This is a genomic window from Pseudomonas sp. HK3, assembly GCF_052920985.1.
This window is the reverse complement of the sequence record NZ_JBREXD010000001.1, coordinates 164,965-180,241: the sequence shown is the minus strand read 5'-3', so window position 1 is coordinate 180,241 and position 15,277 is coordinate 164,965. Positions and strand designations below refer to the sequence as shown.

Annotated in this window: 12 protein-coding genes and 1 pseudogene; 9 read left to right on the top strand and 4 right to left on the bottom strand. The window is 43.6% G+C overall.

What is annotated here, in order from left to right:
• The first annotated feature begins 11 nt into the window (after window positions 1-11).
• The 3 genes from kdsA (at window position 12) to ACU6U9_RS00740 (ending at window position 4,495) form a co-directional block, all read left to right on the top strand.
• Window positions 12-851 (top strand): 3-deoxy-8-phosphooctulonate synthase, encoded by an 840-nt coding sequence (gene kdsA, locus ACU6U9_RS00750; RefSeq protein WP_446733180.1) that lies wholly within the window; start codon window positions 12-14, stop codon window positions 849-851.
• Between the two features lie 354 nt (window positions 852-1,205).
• On the top strand, window positions 1,206-3,305 hold the full coding sequence (locus tag ACU6U9_RS00745) for a capsular polysaccharide biosynthesis protein (RefSeq protein ID WP_446733179.1): 2,100 nt from the start codon (window positions 1,206-1,208) through the stop codon (window positions 3,303-3,305).
• A gap of 2 nt (window positions 3,306-3,307) precedes the next feature.
• A complete protein-coding gene (locus tag ACU6U9_RS00740; RefSeq protein ID WP_446733178.1) occupies window positions 3,308-4,495 on the top strand; it encodes a capsule biosynthesis protein in 1,188 nt (395 codons plus the stop codon).
• 310 nt (window positions 4,496-4,805) lie between these two features.
• On the opposite strand, the gene ACU6U9_RS00735 is transcribed toward ACU6U9_RS00740, so the two are convergent.
• From ACU6U9_RS00735 to rpsT, 3 genes are all read right to left on the bottom strand, one after another.
• Window positions 4,806-5,372, bottom strand: coding sequence for an acyloxyacyl hydrolase (locus ACU6U9_RS00735; protein WP_446733177.1), 567 nt, complete (start codon window positions 5,370-5,372; stop codon window positions 4,806-4,808).
• A gap of 364 nt (window positions 5,373-5,736) precedes the next feature.
• A complete protein-coding gene (locus ACU6U9_RS00730; RefSeq protein ID WP_446733176.1) occupies window positions 5,737-6,090 on the bottom strand; it encodes a hypothetical protein in 354 nt (117 codons plus the stop codon).
• 266 nt (window positions 6,091-6,356) lie between these two features.
• On the bottom strand, window positions 6,357-6,623 hold the full coding sequence (rpsT, locus tag ACU6U9_RS00725; RefSeq protein ID WP_446733175.1) for a 30S ribosomal protein S20: 267 nt from the start codon (window positions 6,621-6,623) through the stop codon (window positions 6,357-6,359).
• Between the two features lie 188 nt (window positions 6,624-6,811).
• Here rpsT and murJ point away from each other — a divergent pair, with 188 nt between their 5' ends.
• From murJ to ispH, 6 genes and pseudogenes are all read left to right on the top strand, one after another.
• Window positions 6,812-8,386, top strand: a complete 1,575-nt coding sequence (gene murJ / locus ACU6U9_RS00720; RefSeq protein WP_446733174.1) for a murein biosynthesis integral membrane protein MurJ — start codon at window positions 6,812-6,814, stop codon at window positions 8,384-8,386.
• Window positions 8,387-8,517: 131 nt separating this feature from the next.
• Window positions 8,518-9,444, top strand: coding sequence for a bifunctional riboflavin kinase/FAD synthetase (gene ribF, locus ACU6U9_RS00715; RefSeq protein ID WP_446733173.1), 927 nt, complete (start codon window positions 8,518-8,520; stop codon window positions 9,442-9,444).
• Between the two features lie 8 nt (window positions 9,445-9,452).
• On the top strand, window positions 9,453-12,359 hold the full coding sequence (ileS, locus tag ACU6U9_RS00710; protein ID WP_446733172.1) for an isoleucine--tRNA ligase: 2,907 nt from the start codon (window positions 9,453-9,455) through the stop codon (window positions 12,357-12,359).
• Window positions 12,359-12,880, top strand: coding sequence for a signal peptidase II (lspA, locus tag ACU6U9_RS00705; RefSeq protein ID WP_446733171.1), 522 nt, complete (start codon window positions 12,359-12,361; stop codon window positions 12,878-12,880). Before ileS ends, lspA begins: the two co-directional genes overlap by 1 nt.
• 25 nt (window positions 12,881-12,905) lie before the next feature.
• Complete coding sequence (fkpB, locus tag ACU6U9_RS00700) at window positions 12,906-13,340, top strand: FKBP-type peptidyl-prolyl cis-trans isomerase (RefSeq protein ID WP_446733170.1); 435 nt, start codon at window positions 12,906-12,908, stop codon at window positions 13,338-13,340.
• 1 nt (window position 13,341) lies between these two features.
• A pseudogene (gene ispH, locus ACU6U9_RS00695) lies at window positions 13,342-14,287 on the top strand (4-hydroxy-3-methylbut-2-enyl diphosphate reductase).
• A 59-nt stretch (window positions 14,288-14,346) separates the two neighbouring features.
• Here ispH and ACU6U9_RS00690 read toward each other — a convergent pair.
• Window positions 14,347-15,231: a LysR family transcriptional regulator gene (locus ACU6U9_RS00690; RefSeq protein WP_446733169.1), complete on the bottom strand. Its 885-nt coding sequence runs from the start codon at window positions 15,229-15,231 to the stop codon at window positions 14,347-14,349.
• Window positions 15,232-15,277: the final 46 nt, after the last annotated feature.

Here is a 15,277-nt window from a genome sequence, read left to right as displayed (position 1 = left end):
AGGGTAAGTCGATGATTGATCAAGTAACGGTTGCCAATTTAGAAGTCAGTAATAACAAGCCTTTCACGCTGTTCGGTGGCATTAACGTGCTTGAGAGCCGTGATCTTGCCATGAAGACTTGTGAAAAATACGTTGAGGTGACGCAAAAACTGGGCATCCCTTACGTATTTAAGGCGTCTTTCGATAAAGCGAACCGCTCTTCTATTAACTCTTACCGTGGCCCAGGTATGGAAGAGGGTTTGAAAATCTTCCAAGAGATCAAAGATACCTTTGGTGTACCGATCATTACGGATGTGCATGAGCCTTTTCAGGCGGCACCAGTAGCTGAAGTGGTGGATGTGATTCAGCTACCTGCGTTTTTGGCTCGCCAGACTGACCTAGTAGTTGCTATGGCTGAAACTGGTGCGGCTATTAATATCAAAAAGCCTCAGTTCTTAGCGCCTCATGAAATGCGTCATATTATTACCAAGTTCAAAGAAGCGGGTAACGAGCGCATTATGTTGTGTGAGCGTGGTTCTAGCTTTGGCTATAACAACCTTGTGGTTGATATGTTGGGTATGGACGACATGAAAGTGATGGCTCCGGTTATTTTTGATGCCACCCACGCGTTGCAACGCCCTGGTGGTCGCACGGATAGTGCTGGTGGTCGCCGTGCTCAAGCATTTGAATTGGCGCGCTCGGGTATGGCGTTAGGTATTGCTGGTTTGTTTTTAGAAGCTCACCCTAATCCTAATGAAGCCAAATGCGATGGGCCATGTGCCTTACCGTTGGATAAGCTTGAGCCGTATTTAGCGCAAATGAAAGCGGTTGATGATTTGGTTAAATCATTTGCGCCTGTGATTATTGAGTAAATTTTTCGGGCGCAGGGGCGCCCTCGTACATTTGATTTTTCGGGTGTACCTTGTACAGGAGTAGGTCGGGCATTGCCCGACGGTAGCGAGCAGGTAATGCGTTAAAGCCACTTTTTATCTGTGCTTGAATGAAAGCGGTTGATGATTTGGTTAAATCCTTTACCTTGATTATCGGGCGCGGGGCACCCTCGTACAAGTTAAGTTATTGCGCCTGTGATTATTGAGTAAGTTTTTGGTCACCTGCAAGCAGCCTCCTGCCTTTTATGGTTGCTTGCAGGCGATAATCTAGCCTAGGATTTTAATATTCACATAGGTGACTGTATTAAGCTTTATGAGTGAAATTAGATTTTAGTAATGAATTTTTTTACAGCATCTCGCGGCATTGCTAGCAACCCTCAAGTTAGCCATTTATTAAAGACGAACAAGGTTCGTCTTTTGTCGTTTTTATCGCCTAAGCTTTTTGCAAAATCAAATCCGGTTTTAGTGGGCTGGGGTTATAAACCCAATACCTTAAAAACACGTGTGTTAGCGCAAAAACATCAGCTGCCTTATTGGGCATTAGAAGATGGGTTTATCAGTTGGTTAAACCACCCTAGCCAGTCTAAGCCTTATCAGCGTTTGTCTTATATTATTGATAAAACGGGTATGTATTACGATGCATCGAAGCCTTCGGGTTTGGATGTGTTGCTCATTGAGCAAGCTAATGTTGACAGTGCTAGAATTAATCGACTGCGTGCACAACTGCTTAAATTAAAAGTCAGCAAATATAATCAAGCACGCTGCAAACCTAAAAATTATCCAGCTTGGCTGCTGGATTTAAATCAAAGTAATTCGCCTTTTTTATTGTTGTTAGATCAAACCGCTGGTGATGCTTCTATTGCGTTTTCAGGTGGTTCAACTAAAAGCTTTAATTGCATGTTAGCTTGGGCGATTGATCGTTTACAGCAAGATGAAAATTTGCATGCTGTGATAAAAATCCACCCAGATGTTTTATTGGGTAAAAAGTCTGGTTATTTATTTGATGCATTAAACGCGAAGCAATTAGATAAAACGGTTGCATCGCGAATTCATATATTAAGTGATGATATCGCCCCGAGTGATTTAATTGCCATGTCGAGGGAAGTGGCAACAGTAAGCAGTCAAATGGGATTTGAGGCGCTGTGGCAGCATAAAACGGTAACCTGTTTTGCTTGGCCATTTTATGCTGGGCGGGGCTTAACAAGCGATAAATGTGAGAAACCCTTAAGTTATCAAAGGGAGCAGGTTTCGCTTGAAAAATTACTACAAGCAGCCTTGATTGATTACCCTATTTATTTGCATCCAGATACGCAGCAAGAATGTGAAATCGAAGAAATCCTAGATTACTTACAAGCGCATTTTTCAACACGAGACATGCAGTGTGATGTACTGGCTGTACCTAATGTCAGTTTGTGGAAACGTAGTTTTATTCCTGAATTCGTTTCAGCTTCGGCATCTTGTTTACGTTTTGGATTGCCTAAAAATAGTGATATGACGCTGTTGTGGGGGATGAAGAAACCAGATGTGACGTCTTGTTGGCGTATTGAAGATGGCTTTATTCGTTCGGTAGGCTTAGGTGCGGACTTACGTCGCCCTAGCTCTCTTGTGCTGGATGATCAGGGGATTTATTACAATGGCAAGCAAGCTTCCCGTTTAGAAACCTTGTTAGAACATTATGAATTTAATGCTTATGAGCAGCATCGTGCTGCCTCCTTGTTGGTAAAATTACGTGATTCGAATATCACTAAATACAATGTTGAAAGCAGCAGCGATGTTGCGCGTTTTATTACCCAGGCCAATGGTAAAGAAATAGTGTTAGTGACAGGCCAATTTCAGCAAGATTTATCCATGGAGTTTGGTGCCGAATCGATCCGCGATAATTTAACTTTGTTGCAACAGGTGAGAAGGGACTTCCCTAGGGCATATATTATTTATAAAGAGCACCCGGATGTTTACAGTGGTGTTCGCCCTGGTCGCATAGATGAGCAGACTGTATTTAATTATGCTGACGCCTATGTGACCGATACCAGTTTGACGGATTTGTTTGGTATTAGTGATCGCCTATGTACCATTTGTTCATTGGCGGGGTTTGAGGCGCTTACACGAGGTATAAACGTTACTACTTATGGTTTACCTTTTTATGCAGGTTGGGGGTTAACCTACGATAAGTGTGACCTCCCTCGGCGAAATCGAATTCGATCAATAGAAGAGTTAGCTTATATCGCACTTGTGCTTTATGGGCGTTATGTGAGCTGGGAGACGCGACAAATCACCACAGTTGAATCTACGATTAATGCTTTAGTATGTGATCGACCGCAAAGTATGCAACTTAAAACTAGCTGGGTTGCCCGACAATCACGTAAAATAGGTTACTTATCTCAAGCATTATTTAAATCACATCGTCCATTCAAACTTCGTTTTGGGTCTAGGAGCTAAGTTTGCCTGTACTGCTGCTACAAGGGCCTCTAGGGCCATTTTTTGATCATCTCGCTGAATCGTTTATCCAAGTTGGTTTGGACGTGCACAAGATTCATTTTAATGCGGGTGATCAATCCTATTACAAGCACAATCATGCGGTGTCTTTTAGTGGGCGTCCTGATCAATGGCCTCATTTTTTAGCTCGATTTATTCGTGATAACAATATTCAGTTAGTGATGGCTTATGGCGATTGTCGCTTTTATCATCATGAAGCAAAGCGAATTTGTTTAAACAACGATATTCAATATATCGCGTTAGAAGAGGGTTATTTAAGGCCTAACTACATCACGTTAGAAGAGGGCGGTGTAAACGGTCACAGCCCAATTAAGCATCTAGGTGTTGATGCATACCAGCCCATGCATATCATTCATGATGAGGTGGTGATGCCTGGTAATTTTCTTAAGCGTGCTCGTTATGCGGCTGCGTATTATATACAAAGTACTCTTAAGAAAATGGGCTTTCCTGACTATTTACATCACAGATGTTATAGCGCGTTGAGCGAGGCTCTGTTTTGGATTCGTGCGTATGCGCGAAAGCAGTTGTATAAATTTACGGAGTCGTCCGCTGCTCGTATTGCGCGTAAAGGTGATTTCTTTTTAGTGCCTTTGCAGGTACATAATGATGCGCAGATTGCGTTTCATAGCCAGTACGAATCCATTGAGCACTTTATCCAAGAAGTAATGCTGTCATTTGCGTTAAATCAGGGCTCTGAGCGCTTGGTAATTAAACACCACCCGATGGATAGGGGGCATGTAAATTATGCCGCTTATATTAAAACACTCGCAAAAGATTTAGGTATTTCTGAACACGTTACTTACATACATGATCAGCATTTGCCGACGTTATTAAAAGCGTGTAAAGGTGTTGTGACCATTAACAGTACGACAGCATTGCAAGCGTTTTATCACCAGGCACCGGTTAAAGTAATGGGTAATGCATTTTTTAATATGCCAGGACTTACCGATCAAAAGGCATTAGCCGAGTTTTGGGTGAGCCCGCAAAAACCAGATGCAGAGTTCTCAGATCGCTTTCGTGCATACTTGTTGGATTATGGTCAAATCAACGGCAGTTTTTATTGTCAATTCCACTTTACCTGCGACAATATAATTAAATACATGCAAAGTCATAATATGTTGGATTTTAAATAAGCGAATTCAATTCGTTATTATTGCTTATTGCTTATTGCTTATTGTTTATTGTTTATTGTTTATTGTGGGAGGGTGCTTGCACGCGACTATTAAAATAGTCGTTTAGATAGTTTGATTAGCCTTTCTTTAATTCAATGATTGCTTAGCCTGTTGTGTGCAATATCCAATATGCTCGCTGTTCTAATTAATGCGGGTTGTAAAAAAGCTTTAGGTCAGGTGTAGGCACTCTTCTACCGATAACGCATAAAAGTGCTGCTAGCGTTTTAAGTGCAAATGAGGTTTATAATTTTTGTATGCTAGGTTGTCATCCCTAAAAATTAATGCCTAGTGTCACGGTATGTGTTTCCAGTGCAGGATTATAGTCATACACATCCCCATTGCTCATGTGTTGCCACATGTAGCTGGCAAATGTATTGATCGTTAGATTGGTTTTCACGCCAAAGCCATAAGTCCAGTGTATGGGGCCACCGTATTGTTTTCTGCCGAAATCATCTCTTGTTAAATAATGCACTTTACCGTGGGCGGTAAAATGCAAATTCCCATTGGAGCCACCAATGGGAATGCTCATGGCCGGTCCCATTCCGTACACATAGCCTTTTTCTTCCCCAACATTTAGTTGGCTGACACTGAGTTCAAATGCAGGTGTAATAAGTGAGCCGGTTATGGGGTGCAGGCGATGCTGAAAATAAAACTCTTTAGTATTGATGGGGATAATTTGTTTGCCGCTAGGGGAGCCATAACGCAACCCTATGGTGTTTTTCAGCAGCATGTTGGAGATAATGTCATCAAGACTTCTTTGCGAGGAATAGCTATCGCTGTGGCTATATACACTGCTGAGCATGGTTGCAAATGTGATGCTTAGTATCATCGATTTCATAACAACATCCTATTGGTTACGAATCGACCTGCATCCTTGGTGCTGTCTGCGTAAATATGCAGGTCCTTATACTGTGAGATTAGTCAGGATCTGTCAGAATTCTTGTTATGTTTCAAAATAGTCTAATAAAATAACAATACATTACACTTAGATAAAATAAGTCAAAAAGACGATTTTATTGGCGTTTTTATACGTGGAAAAATTGACGTATTGGTATTTTAATATGCAGCCCAAACTTTTCGTTTTGATGAGGATGGCGTTTTAATTAGTATGAGCTAGACATTAAAAAACCACTCATTTTTGAATGGCGGTTTTGTTAGGGGGTATTCAATTATCATCACCTAACGTTTAGGTGAGTGATCAGTTAAAACTCAACTCCGAGTTTCACAGTAGGCTGTCCTCCATTGTGTTCGGTTATAACCATTTGAGTGTAAAAGAATGAGGTTATTTGTTGATGCACACCAAAGCCAAGATGATGCCTAGTAGTCGAGTCTTGGTGGTCGTTATCTAAATGCCGGTGCGTGCGAGTAACCTGTGTAAAACCCATAACCTGTAGTTTGCCTGTTTGCCCGATGAGCCAGGTGGGTTGCACTGTGTTTTGGCTGAACTGATCAAATGTTTGTTGTTCGCTGAAAATGCTCATTTGCATATCTTGAGCGCTGCAGGCTTGTGCATAGGTGGCCAAGGTCACAATTAAGCTGGCGAGTATTATTTTCATCGGTAAATCCTGCCAAGGTTGAGGGAGTCTGTTGATAACTCTAGCTCATGATTGGCAGGTGGCGATGCAGAAAGGCGCTTAGGGTAAAAATAAGCTAATAGACATTTTGTACATAGCTTTGAGTTCTGTTGAATGCGTTGTCATATTCATTGGTAGGGTGAAAGTTGTGATTGATTCATGGTATTAGAGCGAGAATGACATGCATAAAAAAAGCCAGCAATGCTGGCTTTTTTTATTGGGCTTACAAACAAGCCCGCACTGAGCGATTAACCTTTAAGGGCAACAACCGCAGCGTTCAAACGGCTTTTAACGCGAGCCGCTTTGTTCTTGTGCATAATGCCTTTAGTTACCATTTTATCTACAAATGGTGCTGCAGCAGTTAGTGCGGTTTGAGCTTCGTCGTAGTTTTTCGTATCGATGGCTGCACGTACTTTTTTAAGATAAGTACGAACCATTGAACGTAGGCTAGCGTTATGAGAGCGACGGTTAACCGCCTGACGAGCGCGTTTACGTGATCCAGCTGAATTTGCCACTATCAGGCTCCTTCGAAAAAGTGTATTTACATTAGATTTAAGGGTGCCGAATTATCCGGAGTAGCGAGCTTTTTGTCAAACCCTTTGTCTGTTTAAGGCTAAATGATATTTAAGGCTCGTGCCAATGACAGGCTCAGATTACAATGACGCTCAACTTTTAATAAAAACAATGGCTTAAGTCTGCTTGTATGAGTAATTCTGAACAACCTGCCAATCCTCAACCAACCCCAGTAAAATCGGGCCTGTTACGCTCATCGTCAATTGTCAGTGCCATGACATTGGTGTCGCGAGTGCTGGGTTTGGTCCGTGATGTACTGGTGGCATCGTATTTTGGGGCGCGCGCGGATGCATTTTTCGTGGCGTTTAAAATTCCTAACTTTTTTCGCCGTTTATTCGCAGAAGGGGCGTTTAGTGTTGCGTTTGTGCCGGTTTTGTCCGAGTACAAGGTGCAAGACAAGGACGTAAAGGGGTTAGTTAAGGCTGTTTCGGGGACGCTATTGGCCATAATTGGGCCTTTTACCATTGTGGCGGTGGCCGCAGCACCTTTGTTAACTTGGGTATTTGCACCAGGGTTTGCATCCAACCCAGAAAAGTTTGCGCTGACCAGCGAACTGCTGCGAATTACGTTTCCCTATTTGTTATTAATCAGCTTAACCGCCTTTTACGGTAGCGTGTTGAATACCTATGGCAATTTTGCCATTCCTGCCGTCACACCGGTTTTGCTGAATCTGTGTTTGATTCTGGCTACGTATTATTTTACCCCTTGGTTTGATGAGCCGTTAATGGCGCTTGCTTGGGGCGTAATGTTAGCGGGTATTGTACAGCTTGGTTTTCAGTTGCCGTTTGTGATGAAGCTAGGGTTGATGGCTGTGCCAAAACCCGCTTTTGCTGATTCTGGCGTTAAGCGCATTTTGGTGTTGATGGTGCCCGCGCTCTTTGGTGTGTCGGTAAGCCAAATTAACTTGTTACTTGATGTGTTGCTGGCGTCGTTCCTAGAAAGCGGCTCAGTGAGCTGGCTGTACTACTCAGACCGCTTGGCGCAACTGCCCTTGGGTGTGTTTGCGATTGCGATTGCCGTAGTGATTTTACCCAGCCTATCGCAAAAGCACGCAGGTAAGAATCAGCAGCAATTTAATGAAACCCTAGATTGGGGCTTGCGTATGGTGTTGCTTATCGGCCTGCCATCGGCGCTGGCGCTCGTATTGCTAGCGACCCCACTGATGGCGACGATTTTCTATCGTGGTGAAATGACCGCCTATGATGTGCAAAATATGTCGTTAAGCTTGATGGCTTATGGCGCGGGCTTGTTGGCGTTCATGTTAATCAAAGTACTGGCACCAGGGTTTTATGCACGCCAAGACACTAAAACGCCGGTGAAAATTGGGATCAAGGCCATGGTAGCCAATATGGTGTTTAATTTACCACTGGTGCTGCTATTGGCTCATACGGGATTGGCGCTGGCCACCACACTATCGGCGTACCTGAATGCATTGTGGTTATTTTTAGGGTTACGCAAAGCGGGCTTTTATCAAGCACAGCATGGTTGGTCGAAATGGATCATTCGTATTGCGGTTGCCAACAGTGTAATGGTTGCGGTGATTTTAACGATAAATCCAAGTATTGAGCAGTGGATGGTGTTTGGGGAGTGGCAGCGTGCCATGTGGATGCTGGCACTGGTGTCAGCGGGTGCAGGTAGCTATGGTGCAAGTCTGATATTGATGGGCGTACGATTCAAAGATTTATCCGCAAGGACAGGTGCTTAGTTTTACGATTGCGCCATGGAATTACGCTTTTGCGTGCTTAATTATTCACAGAAGCCATCGCTTGGGCCTTAATGGCTATTCACTGGGCCTTGGCTCCTCTATAATGCGGGCTTTTATTTTACAGTTGTACTATGCAGTTTTTCCGCGCATTACATAATATTCAAACCTTTGAGCAAGGCTGTGTGCTGACCATCGGCAATTTCGATGGCGTTCACCTTGGGCATCAACGTGTATTGAATAAGCTTAAAGCCACTGCACAAGCGCTTGGCTTGCCGACCGTGGTGATGGTGTTTGAGCCGCAACCCAAAGAGTGGTTTGACGCACAAGCGTCCCCAGCAAGGCTAAGTACACTGGCAGAAAAAATACAGCTGCTGCAAGCCCAGGGGATCGATGCCTTAGCGTGTATGGCGTTTAACAATCGTTTTCGTAGCTTAAGCGCAGAGCAATTTGTTAAACAAGTATTGGTGGATGGCCTAAATGTAAAAGCCATTATCATTGGTGATGACTTTCGCTTTGGTTGCGATCGCACAGGTGATTTTTCCTACCTGCAAAAAAGCGGCGAGCAATTTGATTTTGAGGTGCAAGACACGCGCACCGTTGAACAAGAAGGTGAGCGCGTTAGCAGTACGCTGATTCGCCAAGCATTAAGCGATGCAGACCTTACCCAAGCACAAACCTTGTTAGGGCGTGAATACAGTATTTCTGGTCGAGTGGCCCACGGGCAAAAATTAGCCCGCACCTTTGGTGTGCCCACCGCCAATGTTTTATTAAAGCGCAATCATACTCCGCTAGTGGGTGTGTTTGCGGTCGAAGTTTTTACCCAAGCGGGTAACTTTAATGGCGTGGCCAATATTGGTATGCGTCCAACAGTAGGCGGCACGAAGCCTATTTTAGAACCCCATTTATTCGGGTTTGCCGGTGATTTATATGGGCAGCGAATTGAAGTGGTGTTCAAACATAAAATACGAGATGAAAAACGCTTTAACGGACTAGACGAACTTAAAGCGGCCATTCTCAACGATATCCAATTGGCCAAGGCCTATTTTAACGAACAGTAAGAGCCAAAATGACCGACTATAAATCGACACTTAATCTTCCAGAAACCGATTTCCCAATGCGTGGAAACTTGGCACAGCGTGAGCCTGCCACATTGAAAAAATGGCAAGAAATGGATTTATACAAAGCCATTCGTAATGCCCGTTCTGGTCGCGAAAAATTCATTTTGCATGACGGCCCTCCGTACGCCAATGGTGATATTCACATTGGTCACTCGGTGAATAAAATATTAAAAGACATCATTATCAAATCTCAAACCCTAAGCGGCAAAGACGCCCCTTATGTGCCAGGTTGGGATTGTCATGGTTTACCAATAGAGCTAAACGTTGAAAAACAAATTGGTAAAGCGGGCGTCGCGGTGGATGCAAAAACCTTTCGTCAAAAATGTCGTGAATACGCACAAACACAAGTTGATGGTCAGCGTAATGACTTTAAACGTTTGATGGTTTTGGGTGATTGGGATAAACCTTATCTAACCATGGATTTCAAATTTGAATCCAACATCATTCGCACACTTGGTCGCATCATTAATAACGGTCACTTACACAAAGGCGAGAAGCCGGTTAACTGGTGTATGGATTGTGGTTCTGCATTGGCAGAAGCGGAAGTGGAGTATCAAGATAAAAAATCGGTTTCCATTGATGTAAAATTTGCATTTCAAAACACAACGGATTTATTAGCGAAATTTAAGCTAGAAAAAGACGCAGCCGAATTTACAACAAAAACGTCAAGCATCGTTATCTGGACAACCACTCCGTGGACACTGCCTGCAAACGAAGCGGTCTCGGTTCACCCAGAAATTGAATACGCATTAGTGTATTTAAAAGAAGCGGATGAATTAATCGTTTTAGCCACAGGTTTAGTGCGTGATGCCATGGAGCGTTACGGTATTGCGGCTGATGGTTACGAAACCATCGGTTTCGCAAAAGGTGCAGACTTTGGTTGGGTACGTGAAGAAAGCGACAGCGCGCCATTTAGCGTGAAGCATCCGTTTATGCCTAGCGATGAAGGTGCAGCAGAAAAATTTGTACCCATCATCACAGGCCTACACGTTACCGCAGACTCTGGTACGGGTTCTGTTCACACCGCGCCTTTCCATGGTGCGGATGATTACGTTGTATCGAACAAATATGGTATTACCTCTCAAGCTATGCTGGTAAACGCTGAAGGCTTATTCATTGAAAACGAAGCGTTAAGTGCGTTAGAGCTTTCAGGTTTAAGTGTTGCCGATAAAGGTAACTTTAAAGTGCTGGGCATTTTGAATGAGAAAGGGGCGTTGCTTAAAAAGCAAAACATTACGCACAGTTATCCACACTGCTGGAGACACAAGAGCCCAATTATTTTCCGCGCGACGCCGCAGTGGTTTATTTCAATGAATCAAAATGGTTTGTTAGAGCAAGCCATGGACGAAGTCGAAAATGCAGTTGATTGGCGTCCAAGTTGGGGTAAAGCGCGCATCGAAGCCATGATGGGGACTCGCCCAGATTGGTGTATCTCTCGTCAGCGTACTTGGGGTGTGCCTATCGCGTTGTTTGTAAATAAAGTAACCGGCGAGTTGCACCCAAATACTCAAGACTTAATTGAACAAGTTGCGAAAAAAGTAGAGCTTGAAGGCATCGATGCATGGTTTGATTTAGAGCCAAGTGAACTATTGGGTAGCGAAGCGGATGATTATCAAAAGATCACTGACACACTAGATGTGTGGTTTGATTCAGGTGTGACACACACAGCCGTACTTGAAGAGCACCCTGAGTTACACGTGCCAGCCGATTTATATTTAGAAGGGTCAGATCAACACCGTGGTTGGTTCCAGTCTTCAATGCTGACCAGTGTAGGTGCCCGTGGTAAAGCACCTTACAAAACTGTGTTAACTCATGGTTTTACCGTTGATGGTGACGGCAAAAAAATGTCGAAATCAATCGGCAACACAGTATCACCGCAAGATGTGGTGAATAAGCTGGGTGGTGACATTTTACGTTTATGGGTGGCGTCTACGGATTACACCAGTGAGATGACGGTAAGTGATCAGATTCTTAATCGTACCGCAGATTCGTATCGCCGTATCCGTAACACGGTGCGTTTCTTATTGGCGAACATTAACGGTTTTGAGCCACAAAAACACATGATGTCAGCCGATGAGTTATTGCCGCTGGATGCGTGGATTGTTGACCAAGCCAATAAGCTGCAAGGTGAAATTCAAACGCATTACAACGAATACCAATTAATTAACATTTATCAAAAGCTGCATCATTTCTGTGTGAATGAACTGGGCGGTTTTTACTTAGATGTGATTAAAGATCGTCAGTACACAACCAAAGCGGACTCGGCAGCGCGTCGCTCTGCACAAACCGCTTTATATCACGTAGCTGAAGCCATGATTCGTTGGATGGCCCCCATCTTAAGCTTTACGGCTGAAGAAGCGTGGGAACAAATGCCAGCACAAATCAAAGGTGAGCGAGAAGATAGTGTCTTGCTAGCGGAATGGTATGGTGATTTGTTCAATGCTAAAGATGAAAAATTTGATGATGCTTTCTGGCGTCGAATCATGACGGTGAAAACTGAAGTGAATAAATTACTAGAAAAAGCCCGTAACGAAAAAATCGTTGGGGCAAGCTTAGGCGCAAAAGTCACGTTATATGTTGACGGCCAACTTGCAAAAGACTTAGCCAGCCTAGGGGATGAGTTGCGTTTTGTCACCATTACTTCAACCGCTGATGTGAAAGCGTTTGATGGCAATGCAGGGCAAGCCACAGAGATTGATGGCTTACGTGTATTGATTGAAGCAAGCGAACACGAGAAATGTGATCGCTGCTGGCACCATCGTGAAGACGTAGGTGCACACAAAGAGCACGAAGCATTGTGTGGTCGCTGTGTTGAAAACGTAGCTGGTGATGGTGAACAAAGGGCTTATGCTTAATGCTTAAAAAACTCATTCAAGAACAGTTCACCGGTTTGCAAGTGTCCCGTTTAAAATGGTTATGGTTGGCCGTGCTGACCATTATTTTAGATTTTACAACTAAGCAAATGGCAGAGCATTTTTTACAGTATGCTCAGCCTGTGTATGTATTGCCTGTGTTCGATTTAACCTTGTTGTACAACAAAGGCGCAGCGTTTAGCTTTTTAGCGAATGAAGGCGGTTGGCAGCGTTGGTTTTTTACCTTAATCGCCATCTCTGTGAGTAGCGTATTATGCGTATGGTTAATGAAGCTCAAAGAAAATGAAAAATGGCTGGCGGCGGCGTTGTCGTTAGTGATTGGTGGGGCGATTGGTAATTTATATGATCGCTTAGCGTATGGTCACGTGGTGGACTTTATTCATGTTCATTGGGGGCCTAGTTATTTTCCTGCCTTTAATATTGCAGACAGTGCTATTTCTGTTGGTGCTGCCATGTTGCTGATCGACAGTTTGTTTTTGCAAAAAAAGCAAACCGCGAAATAAACCTATTTAAAGTGAAGTAAACGTTATGCAAATTGCTCAAGGTAAACAAGTTGAACTCCATTTCGCATTAAAGCTGGCGGATGGTCAGGTTGTTGATACTACGTTTGATCGTGAACCCGCTACTTTAAAAGTGGGCGATGGTAATTTACCTGAAGGCTTTGAAGAATTGATTATTGGCTTAGAAGCCGGTGATAAAAAAAGTTTTGTTGTACCACCAGAAAAAGCGTTCTCTCAGCCTAACCCAAATAATATTCAGCACATGAAACGCAGTGATTTTGCTGCCGATATGGCGCTTGAAGAAGGAATGGTCGTTTCGTTTGCGGATGCTAACCAAGCGGAGCTACCGGGTGTCATTCAAAAAGTTGAAGATAACCTAGTGGTTGTTGATTTTAACCATCCATTGGCGGGTAAACAGTTAACGTTTGACGTTGAAATTATCAACGTGAGCGATGGCCAATAATATGGATATCACGTTAGCCAATCCTCGCGGTTTTTGTGCTGGTGTTGATCGCGCTATCGACATTGTTAACCGTGCATTAGATTTATTTGAACCGCCCATTTATGTCCGCCACGAAGTTGTACACAATAAATTTGTGGTCGATAACCTGCGTGATCGCGGTGCTATTTTTGTAGATGAGCTGCATGAAGTGCCTGATGATTGCATTGTTATCTTTAGTGCTCACGGCGTATCAAAAGTGGTGCAAGACGAAGCAAAAAGCCGTGGTTTAAAAGTATTTGATGCCACTTGCCCGTTAGTCACCAAGGTGCATATGGAAGTCACCCGCTACGCTAAAAAAGGCAGCGAAGTGATTTTGATTGGCCACAAAGGCCACCCAGAAGTAGAAGGCACCATGGGGCAGTATGATCACAGTGCTGGCGGCGAAATTTATTTAGTTGAAGATGAAGCTGACGTAACTGCACTGACACCACGTGATCCCACCGCGTTGTCGTATGTGAGTCAAACTACGTTATCTATGGACGATACCGCAAAAGTGATTAAAGCTTTGCGCGTTAAGTTTCCTGAAATTCAGGGCCCTAAAACGGATGATATTTGTTACGCCACGCAAAACCGCCAAGATGCCGTAAAAGATTTAGCCACACAATCGGATTTAATCTTGGTGGTCGGTAGCCCAAACAGTTCAAACTCCAATCGATTACGTGAGTTAGGTGAGCGTATGGGCGCCAAGGCGTTTTTAATTGATAACGCTGATGAGATTCAAGCAGACTGGTTTACTGACTCCAAAAAAGTCGGCATTACCGCAGGCGCATCCGCACCTGAAGTATTGGTTCGCCAAGTGGTTGCTCGTGTGCAAGAACTTGGTGGCACCTTGCCCATAGAGCTTGAAGGGCGTGAAGAAAAACATTACCTTTAGCCTACCTAAAGAATTACGCCTAAAAGAGGTTTAATTCTTAATGAAAAGCACTTAAGCCAAGCAGGTTACTTAAGTGCTTTTTTATTTTCCTTGTTAGATTCCATCTCTTTGTTCAAACCAATTCTGTAAAAATTCAATGCAATGCTTTAGCGCTGGCGGTAAGTGATGTCGTGCAGGGTATAAAGCATACAGTGTTAAATCTGGGCGCTTAGCGTCAGGCAATATTTCGATGACCTCCTTTTTTTCAAGTAACTCTTTGCATACAAAGTCAGGGATAAAGCCAATGCCGATACCGGATTTGATGGCGGCCATCATAAAGAGTGTGCTGTTTACTTTTAAGTTACCTGAGATATGCACTTGGCCATCCAGTGGCCAAACATCCTTGCCTAAAAAATATCGGTAAATAAAACAGTTATGTTGAGTTAAATCTTGTGGGGTTGTAATAGTTGGGTGATTTTTTAAGTAATCTTCGGACGCACACACCTTATAGCTAAACCGCGTAAGCGGTCTGCCAATGTAATTAGAATCAAATGGTTTACTCGACGCGCGAAAACCAAGATCAAAACCTTGTTCGATTAAGTCGATGGGCTCGTCATCTAGGTTGATATCTAATTCAATGTTTGGAAATTTGATCATAAACGCAGCAAACATGTCAGCAAGATCGGTTAGGCCCAGCGCCATGGGGGCGTTAATTCTGAGCTTGCCTTTGGGCGCTTCTTGTAAGTCTTGTACATAGGCCTCGGCATCGTCGAGCTTAATTAAAATTTCGCGACAATGCTGTAAATAGCCCTCGCCAACTGGCGTGAGTTGTAAGTGGCGCGTAGAGCGATGTAGCAAGCGTGCGCCAATAGACTCTTCTAAACGAGTAATTTCTTTACTCACCATAGACTTAGAGCTGTTTTGTTCGTTAGCCACCTGAGTAAAACTGCCCAGCTCGGCCAGTCTAACAAAAAGTCTGATCGCTCTTAGTTTATCCATACTGTTTCCAAATTAAGAACATTTGGTTCTCATTGTAGCTATTTTT